Source organism: Rhodococcus sp. PSi06 (assembly GCF_054960675.1).
Genome location: NZ_JBHNYO010000010.1, coordinates 43,532 through 61,457, shown reverse-complemented (window position 1 = coordinate 61,457; position 17,926 = coordinate 43,532). Strand labels below are relative to the sequence as shown.

At 64.0% G+C, this 17,926-nt stretch carries 18 protein-coding genes; 6 read left to right on the top strand and 12 right to left on the bottom strand.

The genetic code is table 11. The features are described 5' to 3' along the window. Window positions 1-12: 12 nt before the first annotated feature. Window positions 13-894 carry a PE-PPE domain-containing protein gene (locus ACFI9K_RS14440; RefSeq protein WP_462664131.1) on the top strand — a complete coding sequence of 294 codons (882 nt, stop codon included), beginning with the start codon at window positions 13-15 and terminating at the stop codon, window positions 892-894. A gap of 6 nt (window positions 895-900) precedes the next feature. Here ACFI9K_RS14440 and ACFI9K_RS14435 read toward each other — a convergent pair whose 3' ends face one another. After that, on the bottom strand, window positions 901-1,260 hold the full coding sequence (locus ACFI9K_RS14435) for a VOC family protein (RefSeq protein WP_462664130.1): 360 nt from the start codon (window positions 1,258-1,260) through the stop codon (window positions 901-903). Here ACFI9K_RS14435 and ACFI9K_RS14430 point away from each other — a divergent pair. Further along, window positions 1,259-2,191: a glycosyltransferase family 2 protein gene (locus tag ACFI9K_RS14430; protein WP_462664129.1), complete on the top strand. Its 933-nt coding sequence runs from the start codon at window positions 1,259-1,261 to the stop codon at window positions 2,189-2,191. The two genes, ACFI9K_RS14435 and ACFI9K_RS14430, sit on opposite strands and share 2 nt — an antisense overlap. Here the strand turns inward: ACFI9K_RS14430 and ACFI9K_RS14425 are convergent. Both ACFI9K_RS14425 and ACFI9K_RS14420 read right to left on the bottom strand, forming a co-directional pair. After that, entirely contained in the window at window positions 2,178-3,134 is a 957-nt protein-coding gene (locus ACFI9K_RS14425) for an alpha/beta hydrolase (protein ID WP_462664273.1), read from the bottom strand. The two genes, ACFI9K_RS14430 and ACFI9K_RS14425, sit on opposite strands and share 14 nt — an antisense overlap. A 75-nt stretch (window positions 3,135-3,209) precedes the next feature. Further along, window positions 3,210-5,123: an alpha-amylase family protein gene (locus ACFI9K_RS14420; RefSeq protein WP_462664128.1), complete on the bottom strand. Its 1,914-nt coding sequence runs from the start codon at window positions 5,121-5,123 to the stop codon at window positions 3,210-3,212. A 71-nt stretch (window positions 5,124-5,194) separates the two neighbouring features. Here ACFI9K_RS14420 and ACFI9K_RS14415 point away from each other — a divergent pair, with 71 nt between their 5' ends. Next, the gene (locus tag ACFI9K_RS14415) at window positions 5,195-6,154 is read left to right on the top strand and encodes an SDR family NAD(P)-dependent oxidoreductase (protein ID WP_462664127.1); all 960 of its coding nucleotides are present in this window, start codon (window positions 5,195-5,197) and stop codon (window positions 6,152-6,154) included. A gap of 7 nt (window positions 6,155-6,161) precedes the next feature. Here ACFI9K_RS14415 and ACFI9K_RS14410 read toward each other — a convergent pair whose 3' ends face one another. Next, the gene (locus tag ACFI9K_RS14410) at window positions 6,162-6,701 is read right to left on the bottom strand and encodes a hypothetical protein (protein ID WP_462664126.1); all 540 of its coding nucleotides are present in this window, start codon (window positions 6,699-6,701) and stop codon (window positions 6,162-6,164) included. A gap of 31 nt (window positions 6,702-6,732) precedes the next feature. Continuing rightward, complete coding sequence (locus ACFI9K_RS14405; protein WP_462664125.1) at window positions 6,733-8,502, bottom strand: helix-turn-helix domain-containing protein; 1,770 nt, start codon at window positions 8,500-8,502, stop codon at window positions 6,733-6,735. Between the two features lie 49 nt (window positions 8,503-8,551). Here ACFI9K_RS14405 and ACFI9K_RS14400 point away from each other — a divergent pair, with 49 nt between their 5' ends. Next, window positions 8,552-9,925, top strand: a complete 1,374-nt coding sequence (locus tag ACFI9K_RS14400; RefSeq protein WP_462664124.1) for an FAD-binding oxidoreductase — start codon at window positions 8,552-8,554, stop codon at window positions 9,923-9,925. A 5-nt stretch (window positions 9,926-9,930) separates the two neighbouring features. Here the strand turns inward: ACFI9K_RS14400 and ACFI9K_RS14395 are convergent, their stop codons facing one another. Next, window positions 9,931-10,206: a hypothetical protein gene (locus ACFI9K_RS14395; protein ID WP_462664123.1), complete on the bottom strand. Its 276-nt coding sequence runs from the start codon at window positions 10,204-10,206 to the stop codon at window positions 9,931-9,933. A 109-nt stretch (window positions 10,207-10,315) separates the two neighbouring features. On the opposite strand from ACFI9K_RS14395, the gene ACFI9K_RS14390 reads away from it, so the two are divergent. Further along, entirely contained in the window at window positions 10,316-10,876 is a 561-nt protein-coding gene (locus ACFI9K_RS14390) for a DUF2716 domain-containing protein (RefSeq protein ID WP_462664122.1), read from the top strand. 123 nt (window positions 10,877-10,999) lie between these two features. Here the strand turns inward: ACFI9K_RS14390 and ACFI9K_RS14385 are convergent, their stop codons facing one another. Continuing rightward, complete coding sequence (locus ACFI9K_RS14385) at window positions 11,000-11,896, bottom strand: TolB family protein (protein WP_462664121.1); 897 nt, start codon at window positions 11,894-11,896, stop codon at window positions 11,000-11,002. A gap of 97 nt (window positions 11,897-11,993) precedes the next feature. Here ACFI9K_RS14385 and ACFI9K_RS14380 point away from each other — a divergent pair, with 97 nt between their 5' ends. After that, window positions 11,994-13,166 carry a winged helix DNA-binding domain-containing protein gene (locus ACFI9K_RS14380; protein WP_462664120.1) on the top strand — a complete coding sequence of 391 codons (1,173 nt, stop codon included), beginning with the start codon at window positions 11,994-11,996 and terminating at the stop codon, window positions 13,164-13,166. A 78-nt stretch (window positions 13,167-13,244) separates the two neighbouring features. Here the strand turns inward: ACFI9K_RS14380 and ACFI9K_RS14375 are convergent, their stop codons facing one another. From ACFI9K_RS14375 to ACFI9K_RS14355, 5 genes are all read right to left on the bottom strand, one after another. Then, on the bottom strand, window positions 13,245-13,862 hold the full coding sequence (locus ACFI9K_RS14375) for a class I SAM-dependent methyltransferase (protein ID WP_462664119.1): 618 nt from the start codon (window positions 13,860-13,862) through the stop codon (window positions 13,245-13,247). Between the two features lie 116 nt (window positions 13,863-13,978). Then, window positions 13,979-14,974: an alpha/beta hydrolase gene (locus ACFI9K_RS14370; RefSeq protein ID WP_462664118.1), complete on the bottom strand. Its 996-nt coding sequence runs from the start codon at window positions 14,972-14,974 to the stop codon at window positions 13,979-13,981. 169 nt (window positions 14,975-15,143) lie between these two features. Continuing rightward, window positions 15,144-16,223 carry a redox-regulated ATPase YchF gene (gene ychF, locus ACFI9K_RS14365; RefSeq protein ID WP_094612399.1) on the bottom strand — a complete coding sequence of 360 codons (1,080 nt, stop codon included), beginning with the start codon at window positions 16,221-16,223 and terminating at the stop codon, window positions 15,144-15,146. 12 nt (window positions 16,224-16,235) lie between these two features. Beyond that, a complete protein-coding gene (locus ACFI9K_RS14360; protein ID WP_462664117.1) occupies window positions 16,236-17,030 on the bottom strand; it encodes a TIGR03620 family F420-dependent LLM class oxidoreductase in 795 nt (264 codons plus the stop codon). Window positions 17,031-17,064: 34 nt separating this feature from the next. Further along, entirely contained in the window at window positions 17,065-17,901 is an 837-nt protein-coding gene (locus ACFI9K_RS14355; protein ID WP_462664116.1) for a helix-turn-helix transcriptional regulator, read from the bottom strand. Window positions 17,902-17,926 lie beyond the last annotated feature (25 nt).

The window sequence follows — 17,926 nt, the reverse complement described above, 5'->3', positions numbered from 1 at the left end:
AGACTCGAGGCCATGAACAAGGATCAGGTCACCGTCCTCGCCGTCGGGGGTACCGGGGAATCGCATCCATCCGACCATCGGACGCGCGTCACCGGATTGCTGTCCTGCGTCGTCCACGAACTCGACGACCGCTTCGTCGGTCGGTGGGTCGGCTACCCGGCGTCGTACGGTCCTGTTTCACTCGGCGGACTGTGTTTTCGACACAGTGCCGACATCGGCGTTCGACGCCTCCGCCGGGCCATCGACAGCACCACCGGGCCGATCGCACTGATCGGGTATTCGCAAGGGGCCACCGTGGTGCGCGAAGTGCTCGGACTCGTCGCCGACGGGACGATCGACGGCACCCGCATCGTCGCGGCCGGCTTGCTGTCCGATCCCCAGCAACCGGCCGGAGCGGTGAACGGGTGCAGTGGGCGCGGCGTCGCAGGCGCGGGTCCGGCGCTGCCCGCATCGCTTCCGGTTCGGTGGATCGGTCTCGAGACCGACATGATCTGTAACGCCAGCGACGACAGCCTGATTCGCGACATCGCCGACCTGACTCGATGGATGTCCTTTCGCACACCGAGAATCTGGATCCGCGAACTGTGGACGTTACTGCGCAGCAACAGTTTCCAGAATGCGACCCGAACTCGACTCCGACCCTCGCAGTGGCCGAAGGATGTTCGACGCCTCCGCACCGCGGCCACCGAGGTGGCCGGCTATCTGCCGCAGTCGATGCGCTGGCACCGATTCGAGTGGGCCAACCCCGGCGGCGGTCGCCACATTGCCTACGCGCGCGAACCGTACGAGGGCGAGCTCACCGGATGCCAAGCACTCGCGCGGTGGCTGGGCGAGCAGGAGGATCTGCGGCAAAACGCCGGCGGGAGGGCTTTTCCGACGGAACGGGTGGCCTAGAGAAGTTCAGCTGCGCTTGCACAGGCAGAAGATGTGCCCCACCGGGTCACGGAACACCCAGAACGAGGACTGCGTGTGGTCGATGAGTTCGGCACCCGCGTCGACGACAAAATCTCTGGATCGCTCCATGTCGTCCACTACGAGGTCGAGGTGAATCTTGATGCCCTCGCTCGGCCACGCGATCGGGGTGAAGTCCGGTGCCTGCTGAAACGCCAATCGCAGTTCACCGGGTCCGTGAATCACCACCCAGTCGCCGTCGTCGTCCACCGAACCCCAGCCGAGAATGGTGCTGTAGAAGCGAGCCAACTCAGCGGGTTCCGGGCAGTCCAGCACCGTGTAATCGACGGTGATTCTCGGGGTCGTCATGGCGATCAGAGTAACGGCAGGCCTGCAAGTACAATTGACAACCATGCCAGTCGGTTTTGTATCTGTCGTAATACCGTGCTATAACGGGCTACCTGATCTCGATGTTCAATTGTCTGCACTTGCGGCACAGGACTACGAAGGCGGTTTCGAGGTAATTCTCAGCGACAACGGTTCGACCGACGGACTTCGCGAACACGTTGCACAGCTAGACTCGCCGCTGGACATCCGTTGGATCGACAGTTCCGACGTCCGGGGCACCCCGCATGCGAGAAACGCCGGGATCGACGCAGCGCGGGGCGATTTTCTGGCCTTCACCGATCAGGACGATGCCGTGTATCCCAATTGGCTCACCGCCCTGACCCGAGCCGCAGAGAAGTACGACGCCGTCGGCGGTCCGATCGAAGTACGGACGCTCAACTCGCCACAAGTTGCATCCTGGCGAGTGGTTCCCGCACCTGATGAGCGGTTCGAGACGACGTACCTTCCCTACGCGCACGGTAACAATTTCGGGATGTGGGCACGCGTCGTCAAGCACGTGGGCAAGTTCGACGAGAGCTTTCTCGGTGGCGGCGAGGACGCAGACATCTCATGGCGGATTCAGGAGGCGGGCCTTTCCCTCGGCCACGCGCCCGACGCGCTCGTTGGATACCGCCTGAGGACAACGGTTCGCGCCGCGTTCCGTCAGGGCGTCGGCTACGGGCGCTCCGGCTGGGAGGTCACGCACAAGCACGAGCAGCACGGAGCCCAACAGCCTCGCATCCGCGAGGTCGCACTGTTCGCTTACGGGGTGATGCTGCACAGTCCATGGCTACCGAAATGCCTGTCACCGCTCCCCGAAGGCATGTGGGCGATGAGCATGGGAAGTCTGTACGGCTCGTTGTCGGCGAGGCTGCGTTACGCCCTGACGAATCTTCGACTCAGCCGCCGATAGCAGGGGCAATTGTCTCGAACCACGCCTCGTGCAGGTGCTGCTCCCAGTGGTTCCACCAGTGCACACCGGTTCCGGTGATCTTGACGTTGGGTCGACCGCCTGCGGCCTGCAGCAATGGAACGAATGCACGGCTGCTCATACCGGCGGCCGTTTCGAGCGGCACCATCTGCGCGAACTTGACGGGGTCGAAGCGGCTGCTGGCCGGGTTGAACACCGGATCGGTGGCCGGTGAGCCGCTTCCCGAGGACACGAAGACTGCCGTGTTGCGCAACGCGCCGACGTTCAGGGACGGATCGTTGCGGATCCAGTCCGCGGACGGCCAGGCACCCCACATGTTGCGAGCGTTGCCGCCCATCTCACCGACGGCCACCGAGATGCCCTGCGCGAATCCGGGGCTGCTCGCGGTCGGGTAGCCGCTGAACGACGCGACTGCCTTGAAGAAGTCGGGACGATGCGCGGCCAGGTTGAGCGCGGAGGTGCCGCTCATCGACAGTCCCGCGACGGCGTTGTTGACGTTGTCGCTGCCGAAGCGATCGGCCATGAACGGAGGAAGTTCCTGAGTGAGGAAGGTTTCCCACTTCACCCGGCCGAGCTTGGGGTCGTCGCGCTGCCAGTCGGAGTAGAACGTGCCGCCGCCGCCGAACGGAATGACCACGTTGACGTGCTTGTCGGCGAAGAACTGCTCGACGTCGGTTTCGATGAGCCAACCACTGTTGTCCTCGGGCGCACGCAGCCCGTCGAGGAGATACAGCGTGGGGGCAGGTCCGCCGCCGGCAGCGGTGAGCACCTTGATCGGGATGTTCTTGTCCATCGACGGCGAGTACACGTAGACGAGCTCGGAATCGGCCTTCGCCACACCGGTCCCCATCAGCACCGTGGCCATCGTGGCGACCAACACCGCCACTACAGCGAGCACCAGACTTCGTATCCGAGCATGCAGCATCGAGATTGTCCCCTTGTTCGTATCCAGCCCCACCGTCACGGGGAGGGTAACAGCTCGGTCACGATGATGCTTCTTTTACCGCGCAGGGCTGTCGACGACCCACCACGCCGCGTACGGCGGCAGCCACACCGATCCCGCATCGTCGACGGTCAGGTCGTGCTGCGAGAGCACCTCGGTCGGGGCCGGGATGCCCAGCTCGATCAACTGCGCATGAGGGAAGGGTCGATGGTCGGCCGTGACGTTGTAGAGGCCGACCAGGGTGCCGCTCGGATGACGCCTGCGCACGACGAGCAGACCGTCGTCCGATTCGGTCTGTACGTCCACCGGCGCCTCGGCGTGCAACATCGGTAGACCGCCGCGGACCTTCGCTATGCGCGCAATACCGTCGAACACCCGCTGCGCGTCGGTGCCGTCCAGGAACCGTCCGGCGCGGTCGGCATCGGTCACCCGGGGGCGGTGTACCCAACGATTGTCCTCGGCGTGAGCGGGTTCGTCGGCCCAGGTCGGGTCGCCCGGAGAGCCGAGCTCGTCGCCACTCCATACAACGGGGATTCCGCCCCAACCGGCAATGATGGCGTGGGCCAGGAAGATTCGGCCGAATGCACCGTCGGCGTCGAGGCGGGACGGACCGAGACCGGTGAGCGCCGCTGCAGTTCCGCTGATTCGACGATCGCCGGTGTCCGGATTGTGTTGAAAGACCAGGCCTTCGGCCCAGGAGCCGTCGAATTCCCCGGAGTACCAGTCGGCCAGAAAGTGGCGATGGCCTGCGCCGGAAAGTCCGAGTGACGCCGCGTCGCCGTCGTCGATGGCCCAGCCGATGTCGTCGTGACACCGAACGTAGGTGACCCAGGTGCCGCTCGGTGGGGTGGGCGGCAGCGATGACAGTGCATGGCGCGCCAAAGCCGTACTGCCCGTGGCCAACATCGACCAGACCTGCACCATCAGCGAGTTGTGGTACGCGATGTCCGATACTCGGCCGGTGTGCCGACCTTGCCCCAGGTAGGGCAGCAGGTCACGGGGTCCGACGATCGCCTCGGCCTTGAACAGGGTCGCCGGCGCAGCCAGCCGTGCGGTGGCGCGCAGGGCCTGAGTGACGGCGTGGACTTCGGGTTGATTCTGACAGTTGGTGCCGAGCCGCTTCCATAGGAATGCGATGGCGTCGAGGCGCAGCACCTCTACTCCCAAATTCGCAAGATGCAGCACGACGCTGGCGAACTCGTGCAGCACAGCCGGATTGGCCCAGTTCAGATCCCACTGCCATTCGTTGAACGTCGTCCACACCCATTCGCCGAGTTCGTCGTCGAACGTGAAGCTGCCCGGAGCGAAGTCCGGGAAAACCTCGGGGAGGGTGCGCTCGTACGAATCCGGAGTGGTGCGATCGGGATAGATCAGGAAGTAGTCACGGTACTTCGCATCACCGGCACGGGCCTTGTTCGCCCACTCGTGTTCACGGGCAACGTGATTGAGTACCAGATCGACCACCAGGCTGATTCCGCGTCCGCGCAGGGTGTGGGCGAGAGCGCGCAGATCCTCGTTGGTGCCCAGGTCTTCTCGAACCGCGCGGTAGTCCATCACTGCGTATCCACCGTCGTTGTCACCGGGCCTGGGTTGCAACAACGGCATCAGATGGAGGTAGGTCACACCGAGATCGGTGAGATGGTCCAGCCGCTCGCCCACTCCGCGCAACGTCTGCCCGTACCGGTCGACGTAACAGGCGTAACCGAACATGTCCGGCTGCTGAAACCAATCCGGTTCGAGCAGTCGACGCTGATCGAGCCGGTGCAGATCCTCGGAACGGGCGGCGTAGGCATGGGCGGCGATGTCCACCAGGCCGGACGCTACTGCGTCGGGATCGGGGTAGACGGCGGTGACCGCGTCGTGCAGATCGGGAAACCACTGCTCGAGACGCAACTCGAAGGTCTCGCGTCGATGATCGGGCAGGTCGGCGAGGATGTCGCGGGTGACGTCGGAGACCGTGATGTGCGCCATGGACTCATCATGGCATCGACCGGTCGGCGTCGACGCGCATACATACCGACTCCACGGGGTACTGGCGGAGCATGTCATTGCTGAGCCGCACGGTGGACACGATTCTCGACAGAGCAATCGTTCCCGGATACTCCCGAATCGGGTCCACGGTGCGTCGCCGGTTCTGGGCCGCCGATCCGACGCCGTTCGCCTCCCCCATCGACATGGTCGTCACCGGCGCGTCGTCCGGCCTTGGGGCCGCTACCGCGAAGGAACTGGCGCGACTCGGGGCACGGGTACACCTGGTCGGCAGGTCGGCCGAGCGGCTCGAGTCCGCCGCCGCAGCCATCCGAACAGAGGTGCCCGACGCCTCGCTGGTGGTGCGTGAATGCGACATCAGTGATCTCGATTCCGTGGCGGCCCTGGTCGAGACGCTGGCGTCGGAGCTCACGTCGGTACACGCTCTGGTGCACTGCGCAGGCGTGATGCCGGACGCGCGGCAACTCTCTGCGCAGGGACATGAATCCGCTTTCGCCACTCACGTCCTCGGACCGGTCGCATTGACGGTGGGGCTACGAGAGCTGTTCGACGCCGGATCGCGAGTCGTCTTCGTCTCCAGCGGGGGCATGTACGCGGTGCCGCTGCAGAACTCCGACTTCGAGTACGAGAACGGCAAGTACTCCGGAATGACTGCGTACGCGCGGACGAAGCGAATGCAGGTAGTGGTGGCCGAGCAACTGGCCGAACGCTTTTCGCTCGAAGACGATCCGGTGGTGCACAGCATGCACCCGGGCTGGGCGGCCACTCCGGGCGTCACGGGTTCGATGCCGCTGTTCGGTTCGGTGATGAAGCCGATTCTGCGCAGCGCCGACGACGGGGCCGACACCATCGTCTGGCTCGTGGCCGGCGATCCCGCATTGACCAGCACCGGCACGTTCTGGCACGACCGGGCACCGAGGCCGACTCACTACCCTTCCTGGCGTGGCGATTCCCCGCGGGTACGAGATGCGTTGTGGGCGAGTGTGGTCGACGCGACGGGCGTCCAGTTCTGAGGTGCCTCTAGGGCTGGACCGCCCGCCGCTTTCGCCCGATGATCGTGTTCCGCACGAGCATCAGCAGGGTCAGACTGATCCCCCAGCCGAGCATGCACAGAACCACCCCAACCCCCGATTGTCCGGTGACATCGGTGCTTGCCGAGATACAGAACGCAGCCGAGAAGCCGGCCGTGGTTCCCAGCGCAGCAACGTGTCCGCCGGACTGCGCCCACCGCGACAGGTGCGCTGCCAGCAGGCACAGCAACACCACCGTCGCCCCGCACGCGGCCACCTGCCAGGACGGGAACGCGTTCGGTGCCGGAAGTCCGGGTCCACGGAACTCGCCCCGTTCGTCGGCAGACCAGCTCAACCAGCCCCCACACGACACGAAACCCGCTACCAGAGCGATTGTTCCGGTAGCCCACAACCCCAGCGGGCCGGCTCCCGGGTTATCCCGCTTCTTCGCGAATCGAGCCCAGAGAAGAAGCGCCCACAACATCGACGGCACGCCGACGAAAACGAAGACTATCCACAGAAACTGGGACCACGAGAAGTCGACTGCCATATTTCGACGCTATCCGACGAAGTCGCCGCGATCACAGTCCCATCAGATCGGCCGAACGCCTCAATCGCATGAGCACTTGGAGATCGAGGGCGTCGTCCGGGTCGCGCCACGCGGTGCCGATCAGCCGGTCGATTGCCTCGAGTCGCTGATAGAGAGTGTTGACGTGCACACCCAGGCTCGACGCGGTGGCCGAATGATGGCGGCCGGTGGCCAGGTACATCGACAACGTCTCCATCAGCGGGACGCCCCGCTTGGTCTGCTCGGCAAGCAACGGACCGAGCGTGTCCTGCGTGAGTTCCTCCAAATGTTCACGCGCCAAGTGGCTGAGCAGAATTCGATAGATTCCCAGCCCTCGCGCCGAGGACACTTCTCCATCTCTGCCGAGAGTCGTCAGCACGTCGACGGTCTGTTGCGCCTCCCGAAATGCAGTTGCCAGCGCGTCGGCACCGCGCGCGGGTTCCGAAATTCCTACCGTCGCGCGGGTGGAAATCAGGCGACGAACATCGGCGGATTCTCGCGCGGGAACGACCAGCAAAATCCTCGATCCCTGCTCTGCCACTACCGATCCTGGTGGTAGCGAGATCGCCTCGAACGTAGCTCGGGCCACGTCTCCCTGCGCAACCGCGACGCAGTACGTCACGTCGGGTGCCAGTCCGGCGCGGTGGAACTGTTTGCGTTCGTTGTCGGGGTCAGAGGTGGGATGAAGCAGCAGATCCACCAGAAAGGCATCCTGTGCGCGGCGTGCAGATTCCGCTGCCGCGCGCTCTTCGGCCAGCGACAAGGCAATGGCCGGTGCCGCCCGATCGAGAAGCAACCGAATCTGACGGTCCTCGGGTCCGACGGAGATCAGCACTCCCAGAAACCGATTCGCTGCCACCACCCGCCGAGCAGTCATCGCGTCGTCGACGGCGGTTTCCGTGCCGGCCCTGCAGCGTTCGACGAGCGCGTCGACCGTTGCTGCCGTGTCCTCCAACGCAGCCGGTACGGACGCGGCGTCGGCCACGAAGTGCGCCAGGCGCGCCGTGGCTGCAGCCACCTCTCGGACCAGACTTCGCACACCACCTCCGCGAAGCACTACCTGAGTCAACGTCCGGTCCCATTGCAGGGTTTGTTCCAGTTCCGCTGTGCGAAGGGATAGCTCGGCGTTGAGCTTCTCAAGCCTGTCGATTGCCCGCACGTTCTCGATGGCAATGGCCGCGTGTGCGGCCAATGCCGACAGCAGAGCGATCTCACTGTCTGCGAAATCCCGCTCCTGCCGCTTGCACGCGAACAATGCGCCGATCACGCGCTCGCCCACCCGCAGCGGCACACCCAGCAATCCGCGCATGTTCTCCGACTGCGCGGCACTGTCGGCGCCGGTGATGTGCCGAAAGGCCGGTTCGCTCTGGTAGTCCGGAGTCCACGAGGGCGAGGCTCCGCGCACGATGAGTCCGACGAGGCCCTCGTCCTGCGCGAGTCGGATGCCCACGAGCTTCGGCGTCAGCGCCCCACTGGTGACCTCGATGACGAATTCCTCGCCGTACACCGAGCCCATGTAGGCCAGGTCCACCCCCAGAAGGCGGCGGGCCTGGTCCACCACTTCCTGCAGCAGAATTCGATTGTCCCGAACCGTAGGGAGTCGCGCCGCGATGTCGTTGAGTGCCGACAGCTCGTTGCTTCTCTGCTTGCGCTGATCGAGCAGGGTGCGAAGCCGCAGCGCCGCATGAGCCTCGGCACCGGGATGTGCTCGACGGTGCGCTTCCAACTGGTCGATCGACGCGTCGTCCAGCAGCAACTCCATCCATGATTGTGCGGAAGACATAGAGAAAACGTACATTGGCCGAGACTCAGGTCACAGCTAGAGTCGAGATATGTCGCTCGTCGAACAATTGTCGAAATCTCTCCCGGCGGACCGCGTCGTCGTCGATCCCGACGTCATCGCGTCGTACCAGCACGACGAGGCGGAATGGGCCCCGTACGCCGTTCCGATCGCGGTTGTGCGTCCCCGCACAGCGGAAGAGGTGCAGGCGGTGGTTCGGGCATGTCTGGCCCATGGCGCACCCGTCGTCACTCGCGGGGCGGGCACCGGATTGTCCGGTGGTGCGAATGCCACCGAGGGCTGCGTCGTTCTCGCCCTGGACGGCATGGACGCGATCAAGGAGATAGACCAACTCGAGCGGTACGCAGTCGTCGAGCCGGGAGTAGTCAACGATCACCTGCGCGCGGCCGTGGCCGAGCAGGGTCTGTGGTATCCCCCGGATCCGGCCAGTGCGCCGTGGTCGACCATCGGCGGCAACGTTGCCACCAACGCCGGCGGATTGTGCTGCGTGAAATACGGTGTCACCCGCGACTACGTGATGGGAATGCAGGTCGTCACCGGGACCGGCGATTTGGTGCGACTCGGACGTAAGACCGCGAAAGGTGTTGCCGGATACGATCTTGCAGGTCTGATGGTCGGATCGGAGGGCACGCTCGGCATCATCACCGAGGTGACTCTCAAGCTGCGCCCACTCCAGGATCCGCAACGAACCGTTGCCGGCTACTTCGACTCGATCGCCGACGCCGGCCGGGCCGTCGCCGCCGTTGCCGCAGCCGGTTTGACGCCATCGGCGTTGGAATTGATCGACAAGCAGTGTCTCATCGCCGTGGACGCGTGGAAGAACATGGGACTGTCTGTCGAAGCGAATGTGGTGCTGCTCGGACGGATCGACGACCCTGGACTGATCGGAGACCAGGAGGCCGAAAAGATGCTCACGTGCTTCGACGAAGCCGGGGCCACCTGGTCTGCAGTCTCCACCGACCAGGAAGAGGCGGACGCCCTGTTCGCAGCCCGACGATTGGCGTATCCGGCGATGGAGCGCCTCGGTCCGGTCCTGACCGAGGACGTGTGCGTCCCGAAGAAGCATGTGCCCGAGATGCTCTCGCGCATCGAGCAGATCGGACAGCGGTACGAGACCACGATCGCCAACATCGCGCACGCCGGTGACGGAAACCTGCATCCGCTGCTGATCACGCCGCACGACGACCGTCCGGCCCGCGAGCGCGCACAGGCTGCCTTTGCCGAGATCATCGACGCTGCTCTGGAACTCGGCGGCACGGTGACCGGCGAGCACGGGGTGGGGCTACTCAAGATGGACGGTCTGGTGCAGGAGCTCGATCCGGTGGTGTTGGAGATGCACCGCTTGGTGAAGAAGGCGCTGGATCCCCATGGAATCCTGAACCCGGGCAAGGTATTCGCGTCCTGACGGCCCTACTGTTGCGTTCGCAGAGTTCCGTTGTGCAGCGCGGTCACCAGCAGACTCGGGAGACCGTTGACCAGTAGGAGAACGGCCACCACGATGCCGATCGCCCACCACGGATCGGTCAGCCAGAAATGATTGCCGAGCCGTAGCGCACCGAAGATACTCAGTACCCAACCGGCCGCCTGGGCACGTCGAGCGCGTCGGGCAGGCCTGACCGGATACGAGCCGTTCGCGATCGGCAACCTGCGGCCGTAGTTCTCGCGAGCCGCGATCCGAGCTGCCATGACGTGCAGCAGAACAGCAAACGTGATGGCACACAACGCAAGCAACATATATCCATATCCCTTCCGCCCTGGTCCACACGCAGTCTCCCAGGCCTGGGACGATAGAGCGATGACGCCCAAGCCGACCATGGACTTCGGCTCCACGCTACCCACCGGGTGGACGGAGCTCGACCGAGCTGCCGACGACGTGCACTGGTCGGCGTTCGTCAGTAAGTTCGGATTCCGTCCCGGGACCACACCCGAGTCGTGGCCGGCCATTACCGAACCCGCACCCTCCATGACATTCGACCTGGACGCTCATACTGTTCGCACAACGGCCGCATGGTCTGCGCGAGCCGATGCGGTGAACGCGGAAGCTCTGCGCTGCTTCGTCACCGAATTTTCGGACGACCCCACGTTCGTGGTCATGGACTGGCAACACCCCGGTTACAGCTTCGATGCCGCAGCACACGCCGACGCGGCAGAGAAGGCCGAGTGGCGTGTCCCCGTCCACCCCAACGGCGATTATTACGTGTTCGCTCGCGACGGATTCACCGAAGGCACCTTCGGCCACCCGTGGGAACGCACGTTGTGTGTGTTCGGATCTCGAATGGTCGCCACACTCGGTCTCACTCTCGCGACGTGGCTCCCCACTGTCCGCGTCGACGGCCGACGAGTCGCGGATCGATAGTTCCGCACGTGCGGCGAAGTCAGTGCGCCACCGGCACTTCCGTATCGGTCTCCGAGCGGATGCCCATGCGGCTGCGCAGAGCGATCACCAGCACCACCGCGTTCCCCGTGCCATGGACATCCGTCATGGGTTCCCGCCGCCCACGCTCGGATCCTGCGAGGTGATCGATTGCGGAGTCAGCCGAATCTGATCGGTGCCGTCCACGTTCATCGTTGCAAGTTCGGACCGGTCGTAATCGACGATGTCGGTCACCAGCTCGCCCGTTCGTGTCGTCGCCCTGCTGTAGACGATTCGGGAACCATCGGAGGTGAACTGTGGATGCACTGCGTACGTCTCGGTCAACGCAGTGATCGGTCCCCCGGCGGCCGGAATCGAATACACCTCGGATCCGTTGTTGCCGCCCCGATTACTGGAGAAGACCATGGTGGAACCGTCCGGGGAAAACGTCGGGTCGGCGTTCCAGAACTGATCTCGTAGAAGGACCGACACCTCACCGCCGGCAGCAGGTACGGAAACGATATATCCGCCGATGTTGAACACGACCTGCGTCGCGTCGGGTGTGAAAGTCGCACCGAATGCACTCTCCTCGCGTGCCAGCAACCGGACGTCGCTACCGTCCGCATTCATCGCGCTGATCCCGTCGAGGCTCGTGAACGCGATGGTCGACCCGTCCGGCGAGAAAGCCGGCTGATATCCCCCCTCGTACACGGTCCGCGAATCACCGGACTCCAGATCCACGGATTCGATGAACCGACCGGCTCGGGTGTAGACGATCGTCGACCCATCGGGCGACATCGACGCGTAGTTCGCGTACCTCGTATCGGACATGTCACCGGTCACCGTGGGCGTGACCTGGCGTAGGCCGGTGCCGTCTTCGTTCATCACGAAGATTTGGCCGTAGCCGTCGTCGAAGGACACTCGCGCCTGAGGACGCTCGGCATCCGGGGCGGGAGTGCTCGTGCACCCGGTGAGGGACACAGCAACAGCGATGGACAGACAAACCAGCCGAGAGCGTCGCATGCGTCCTCATGCTAGGCGAGGGCCGCATGGAGCATCGCCGACGCTCGTCTCACCGATTCGGTCGGCCCTGCGCCTCGACAGCCGTCACACTGATCGCGTGAAGATCACCGATGCCCAGCGGCGACACCGGCTCGTCTCGCAGCACTTCTCGCGTGCCACGACCACCGACGACGTGGTGTCGTCTCTGCTCGCGTTGCATGCCACCGACCCGGCGACGGTGTATCTCTCGGTGTTGGCGCGGGCTCGTTCGCTGGGCCTGTCCGATGTGCGCGACTCGATGTACGAGCGCCGAAGCTTGGTTCGCCTGATGGCGATGCGGCGCACCATGTTTGTCGTCGCACACGATGACGTCCCGATGATTCATGCCGCTGCCAGCCTCGGGGTTGCACGCACCATGCGGGCCCGCTTGGTCAAACAAGTCTCGACGCTGCCCACCGAACCTGTGATCGACGACGTCGAAACCTGGCTTGCCGCAACAGAGCAGGAGACCGAGGCGGTGTTGCGGTCGATGGGAACCGCTACCGGAGCAGAACTGTCTGCTGCAGTTCCCGGCCTGAAGACGGCGTACTTACCGACCACCGACAAGGTGTACGACGTCAAGCGTTACGTCACCTCCGAGGTGTTGGTGATGATGGCCGCCGAGGGCCGTTTGGTGCGGGTCGAGCCGCGGGGAGCATGGACTTCCCGGCGGCATGCTTGGGCACCGATCGATCACTGGTGGCCGGACGGGATTCCCGAGCTCGGCGAAACCGAGGCTCGAGCTGAACTCGCCCGACGCTGGCTCGACGTGTTCGGACCTGCCAGTCTCGACGACCTGCAGTGGTGGACAGGCTGGAACAAGACCCAGACACGTGGGGCCGTCTCGGGCCTGAACACCGTAGCCGTCGAACTGACCGAGGGTGAAGGAATCATGTTGCCGGGCACTGCGTTCGACAAACCCACCGGCACGAGCATCATGCTGCTCCCCGCGCTCGATCCCACCCCGATGGGCTGGAAACACCGCACCTGGTATCTCGGCGAACACAAGGGACCGCTGTTCGACACCTTCGGCAACATCGGTCCGACCATCTGGTCCGGCGGACGGATCATCGGGGGCTGGGCTGTAACCGGAGCCGGAGAGGTGGTCACCGAAATACTGGAGGATGTCGGCTCGACGGTGTCGAAAGCCGTTGCAGCAGAGGCGGGGAGAATTACCGCCCTGCTCGACGGTACCGCGGTGGTCCCGTCGTTCCCCACGCCCTTGGAGAAGAAGCTGCGTGGCAAGAAATAGCCGGTATTCGCCTACGGTTTATTCATCTGCCCACCTTCACAGGTAGGTACCTGAACATTCTGTGGGCAAACGGCGGCGTCAGAACGGATAGCGTCCTTCTGCCCACGCGCGGGCGGCAGGAGGTGTCACCGCATCGACAGGTTCTCCGTCGCGGAAGTATTGCGTATGCAGAATCCGGCCCTCGTCGACTGCTTCCTGCCACGCCTGAGTCGGCCCCTCCCCGAACCAAAGCCACGGGGTGATGTCGTCCATGATCACGACCGTGTCCGGGGTGGCGAATGCGCGTAGGTCTTCGAGGTCCGCGCGAGCACCCTCGACGGAATGGTCGCCATCAACGAAGATGAGGTCGAATCGCGCGTTCGGGTGCTGCTTCGCATACGCCGCGATGGTGGAATGCGAATCACCCTGAATCAGGGTGTGCCGGCTCGGAAAGTGTTCGTCGATATGGGCTTTCGCGGCCGAACTGTAGTCGTACGCGGCCAAGTCGAAGGACACGACGGTCACGTCGGGTGACGCGGATAGAAATGCCCAACTCGAATAGCCGGCATTGAACCCGACCTCACAGATCAGCGTCGTACTCGGCCGTGCGGCAAGCGAGGACAGATATGCCTGCTCCGCCTCGTCGGCTCCACGCTCGAAAGGCTGACCGGCAGTTGCTGTTCGGTTCACCAACGCTTCGAGTTCCTGCAGACCCATCCATACTCTCCTATCGTCTGATTCGGAGCGTAGTCAACTTCGATCCGAGGTGCAGACGACGCCAATCACTGGCAGAACACGCCAGTACGATACCGATGTTGCTCAGCAGCGACAGCTCACGGCTCTAGCCCGGCGGCCAGGGTCGGCCAGCTCTTTGCAAGCTGGTCGGCCCAGTACGGCCACGAGTGCGTACCGGGGCTTCCCAGATCGAAGGTGGCCGGAATGTTCAGCTCGACGAGCCTGTCGCGTAGCAGGCCCGTACAGAAATCGGTGCCTGCTTCGATCGCTCCGCCGATCACCAGCGTGTCGAGGTCTTCGAGCGTCTCGTACCGCTCGTGCGGACCGGGGAGGCCGCTGGCGGAAAAGAGGTAGATGGACATCCCGCGCAGCGCTTCTGCGTTCACCAGCAGGTCGTGATCGGCCCAGCCCGCGTTCAGGGGCCCACCGAGCATATTGTTCGCGTTGCCGCCGTAACCGGCGACGATGCTTCGCATGACTGTCTGCCCCAGAATGCCCTCGGACAAGAAGCACCCGCTGTATGCCGCGACGGCCGAGTACTTGTCCGGGTTCCGGGCGGCCAGCATCATCGCCGACTGAGCGCCCATCGACAGGCCCGCCACACCGTCGCGGCCGTTGCCCTCGAACTCCGCGTCGATCAATGGCGGAAGCTCCTGCGTCAAAAAGGTTTCGAAGCGGTAGCGGCCGAGGCGGGGGTCATCGTTCTCCCAGTCGGTGTAGAAGCTCGCCGGACCGGCAAGCGGGAGAACCACGTTGACGTTCTTGTCGCGGAAGAACTCCGCCGCCTTACCCTTGCGAAGCCAGATGCTGCTCGACGGTTCGTTCTCCCCGGATCCGCTGAGCATGTACAGCGTCGGGCGCGGGCCTTTACGCTCCGCGGGAGTCAGAACCTGCACCTCGATGGCCCGATCCATGCTCGGCGAGTACACCGACAGCGACGTCAGCGTTGGGCTCGTATCGATTCGGTTCTCGATCCGCGCCAGCTGGCTCGGTGCAGGATTGCCGTTGTCGATGTCTTGAGCAGCGGCAGGCACGCCCGCTACGAAGGTGAGCAGAACTGCCATCGCCACCAGAACCGGCCGCACGTCGAACATTGAACCCCCACTGCCCGCGGCGCTGCGCGACCGCTGTTGTCGAGGCAGTCTTGCACGAAGAAGGGGCCAGAATCGGACTAATCGTCAGTGACTTGTAAAAAATCCGGGATTCGGCTTGTTTTGTGCCGCGCCGGTTGGACTGGTTCGGTACCTAACCGAGAGCGTGAGGCTAGACGTTGAAGCGGAACTCCACTACATCGCCGTCGGACATGACGTAGTCCTTGCCTTCGATGCGTACCTTGCCTGCGGCCTTGGCCGAGGCCATCGAACCCGCGGCAATCAAGTCTTCGTAGGACACGATCTCGGCCTTGATGAAGCCGCGCTCGAAGTCGGTGTGAATGACTCCGGCCGCCTGCGGCGCGGTGTCACCACGGTGAATTGTCCACGCGCGGGCCTCTTTCGGGCCTGCGGTGAGGTAGGTCTGCAAGCCCAGGGTGTGGAAGCCGGCGCGGGCCAACGCATCGAGACCGGGCTCGGTCTGTCCGACGGATTCGAGCAGTTCCGCTGCCGATTCCTTGTCGAGTTCGAGCAGTTCGGATTCGATCTTGGCGTCGAGGAACACGGCATCGGCGGGAGCGACCAGGCGGGCGAGTTCGCCGATCTTCGCGTCGTCGGTCAGCACCGACTCGTCGGCGTTGAAGACGTACAGGAAAGGCTTGGTGGTGAGCAGCTGGAATTCACCGAGCAGCTCGAAGTCCAGCTTCGCCTTCGCCGAGAACAACGTCTTGCCGTCGTTCAGCACGGCTTGCGCGGCCAGCGCCGCGTCGAGCGCGGGTTTGCGATCCTTCTTGATCCGCACCTCTTTCTCGAGGCGCGGGATGGCCTTCTCGAGGGTCTGCAGATCGGCGATCGCGAGTTCGGTCTCGATGACCTCGATGTCCGCGGTCGGGTCGACGCGGCCGTCGACGTGCACCACGTCGTCGTCGGCGAAGACACGGACGACCTGACAGATGGCATCGGCCTCACGGATGTTGGCGAGGAACTTGTTGCCCAGTCCTGCGCCCTCGGACGCACCCTTGACGATGCCGGCGATGTCGACGAAAGACACCAGAGCGGGTACGAGCTTCTCCGAACCGAACACCTCGGCCAGCTTCTCGAGCCGCGGATCCGGCAGCGCCACCACGCCGACGTTGGGCTCGATGGTCGCGAACGGATAGTTCGCGGCCAGCACATCGTTGTTGGTCAGTGCATTGAAGAGGGTGGACTTGCCGACGTTGGGCAGTCCGACGATTCCGAGGGTGAGGCTCACGGTCTATGGAGTCTACTTTGACGGCACCACCAGTTCGGACAGTGCCCGGCCAGCATCGACAGTCGATGCCCCGAGGGGTGCGAGAACCACGTGATCTGCGCCGGCGGCGTGGTGGGCGGCCACTCGATCGGAAATGGCGTCGATACTCCCCCACGCCACCAGGCCGTCGACCAGTCGGTCGCTGAGATCGTCGACATCGGCCTCCGTGAAGCCCATTCGGAGGACGTTCTGCCGATAGCCAGGGACTGTCGCGAGAAAGCTCAACGGCTCCCGAGCAGCGTCGCGTGCTCGACTCGAATCGGACTCGACAATCACGAATTGCTCTACCACCAACGTCGAACCACCGAGTGCGCTGCGAGCCTGCGCCGTCCAGTCCGGCGTCACGAGCAACCCGACTGCGCCGGCGGCACAGTCTCGCACGATCTCCAACTTTTTCGGACCGAGCGCCGCGATCAGAGTCCGATCCGAAGGCACTGCGAGCTCGTCGAGATATTTCCTCAACCCGGCCAAGGGTCGAGCAGTCTGCGGCCCACCGAGACCGAGGACGAAACGACCGGTGCCCGAGAGCTCATCGAACAATGCGCTGACCTGCGGAGGCGCATATACATCGACCGGCACGATGGCCGGAACGACGGTCGCCTTCTCGGTGGCGTGGACCAGATCGGCCAGCCTGCCGAGCCGATCGATCTGCCCGCCCGGCAGCCAGAACGTCGTGAATCCGAGTAATTCCAATTCACGTGCGTCGTCGAGATACGACGGTGACACGTCGATGGACATGCCGAGAGCGCCGAGACCGAGCGTGTCCATATCCACGACGCTAAAACCTCGACCACTGTTCAGGTCAAGAGGTGATCGCCGAACTCGGATCCCAGCTCGCCAGGATCGGAAGGACCTTCGCGGTGCTGGACCCTTCTTCCACGGTGTAGACGATCAGGCTTTGGTTCGGCGCAGTAGGCGAGGTGAGAAATTCGATTCCGAATTGGAGTGTGCCCGCCGCCGGGTGCTGAATGATCTTGGTGGCACCTGCAAATTCGGCGACCTCGTGATCGATCCACCATTGCTCGAAACTTGGCTCGGAAGAACGTAATTCGTCGATCAACGCGCTCAGGGTCGAGTCTGCAGGTCGACGAGCGAGATCACGACGCAACGCGGCAACCGAGGCCGCCGCGAACTGCGACCAGTTCACTATCCGTTCGCGCGCAACGGGATTGCGAAAGAGGTAGTCGAACAGCGATTCTCCGGCGGTCGGCGGCAGGCTCAAGACTGCGCGAACGAGAGCATTGCTCGCCAGAATGGTGCCAGAGCGCCCCAGTAGCAGCACCGGTACGTGGTCGAGAGCCTTCATCACCTGCAGCAATCCCGAATCGGGTCGCTCCGAGTCATCGCCGGCATGTAGTGCCGGAGACGCGAGATCGAGTAGATGAGCCCATTCCACCTCGTCCAACTTCAGCGCCCGAGCAATCGCTGCCAGCACCTCGTTCGACACGTTGGCCTGCCGACCCTGTTCGAGTTTGCTGTAGTAGTCCGGACTCACCCCGGCCAGCGCTGCCAGCTCTTCTCGCCGCAGCCCGGGCACGCGCCGGGTACCGGGATAGGTGGGCAGCCCGGCTTCGGTCGGCGTTATTCGGTCGCGCCGATCACGCAGAAACGCGCTGAGGGCGGACCTGTCTTTGCTCACGAAATCCACCCTAGCGACAGGAGCC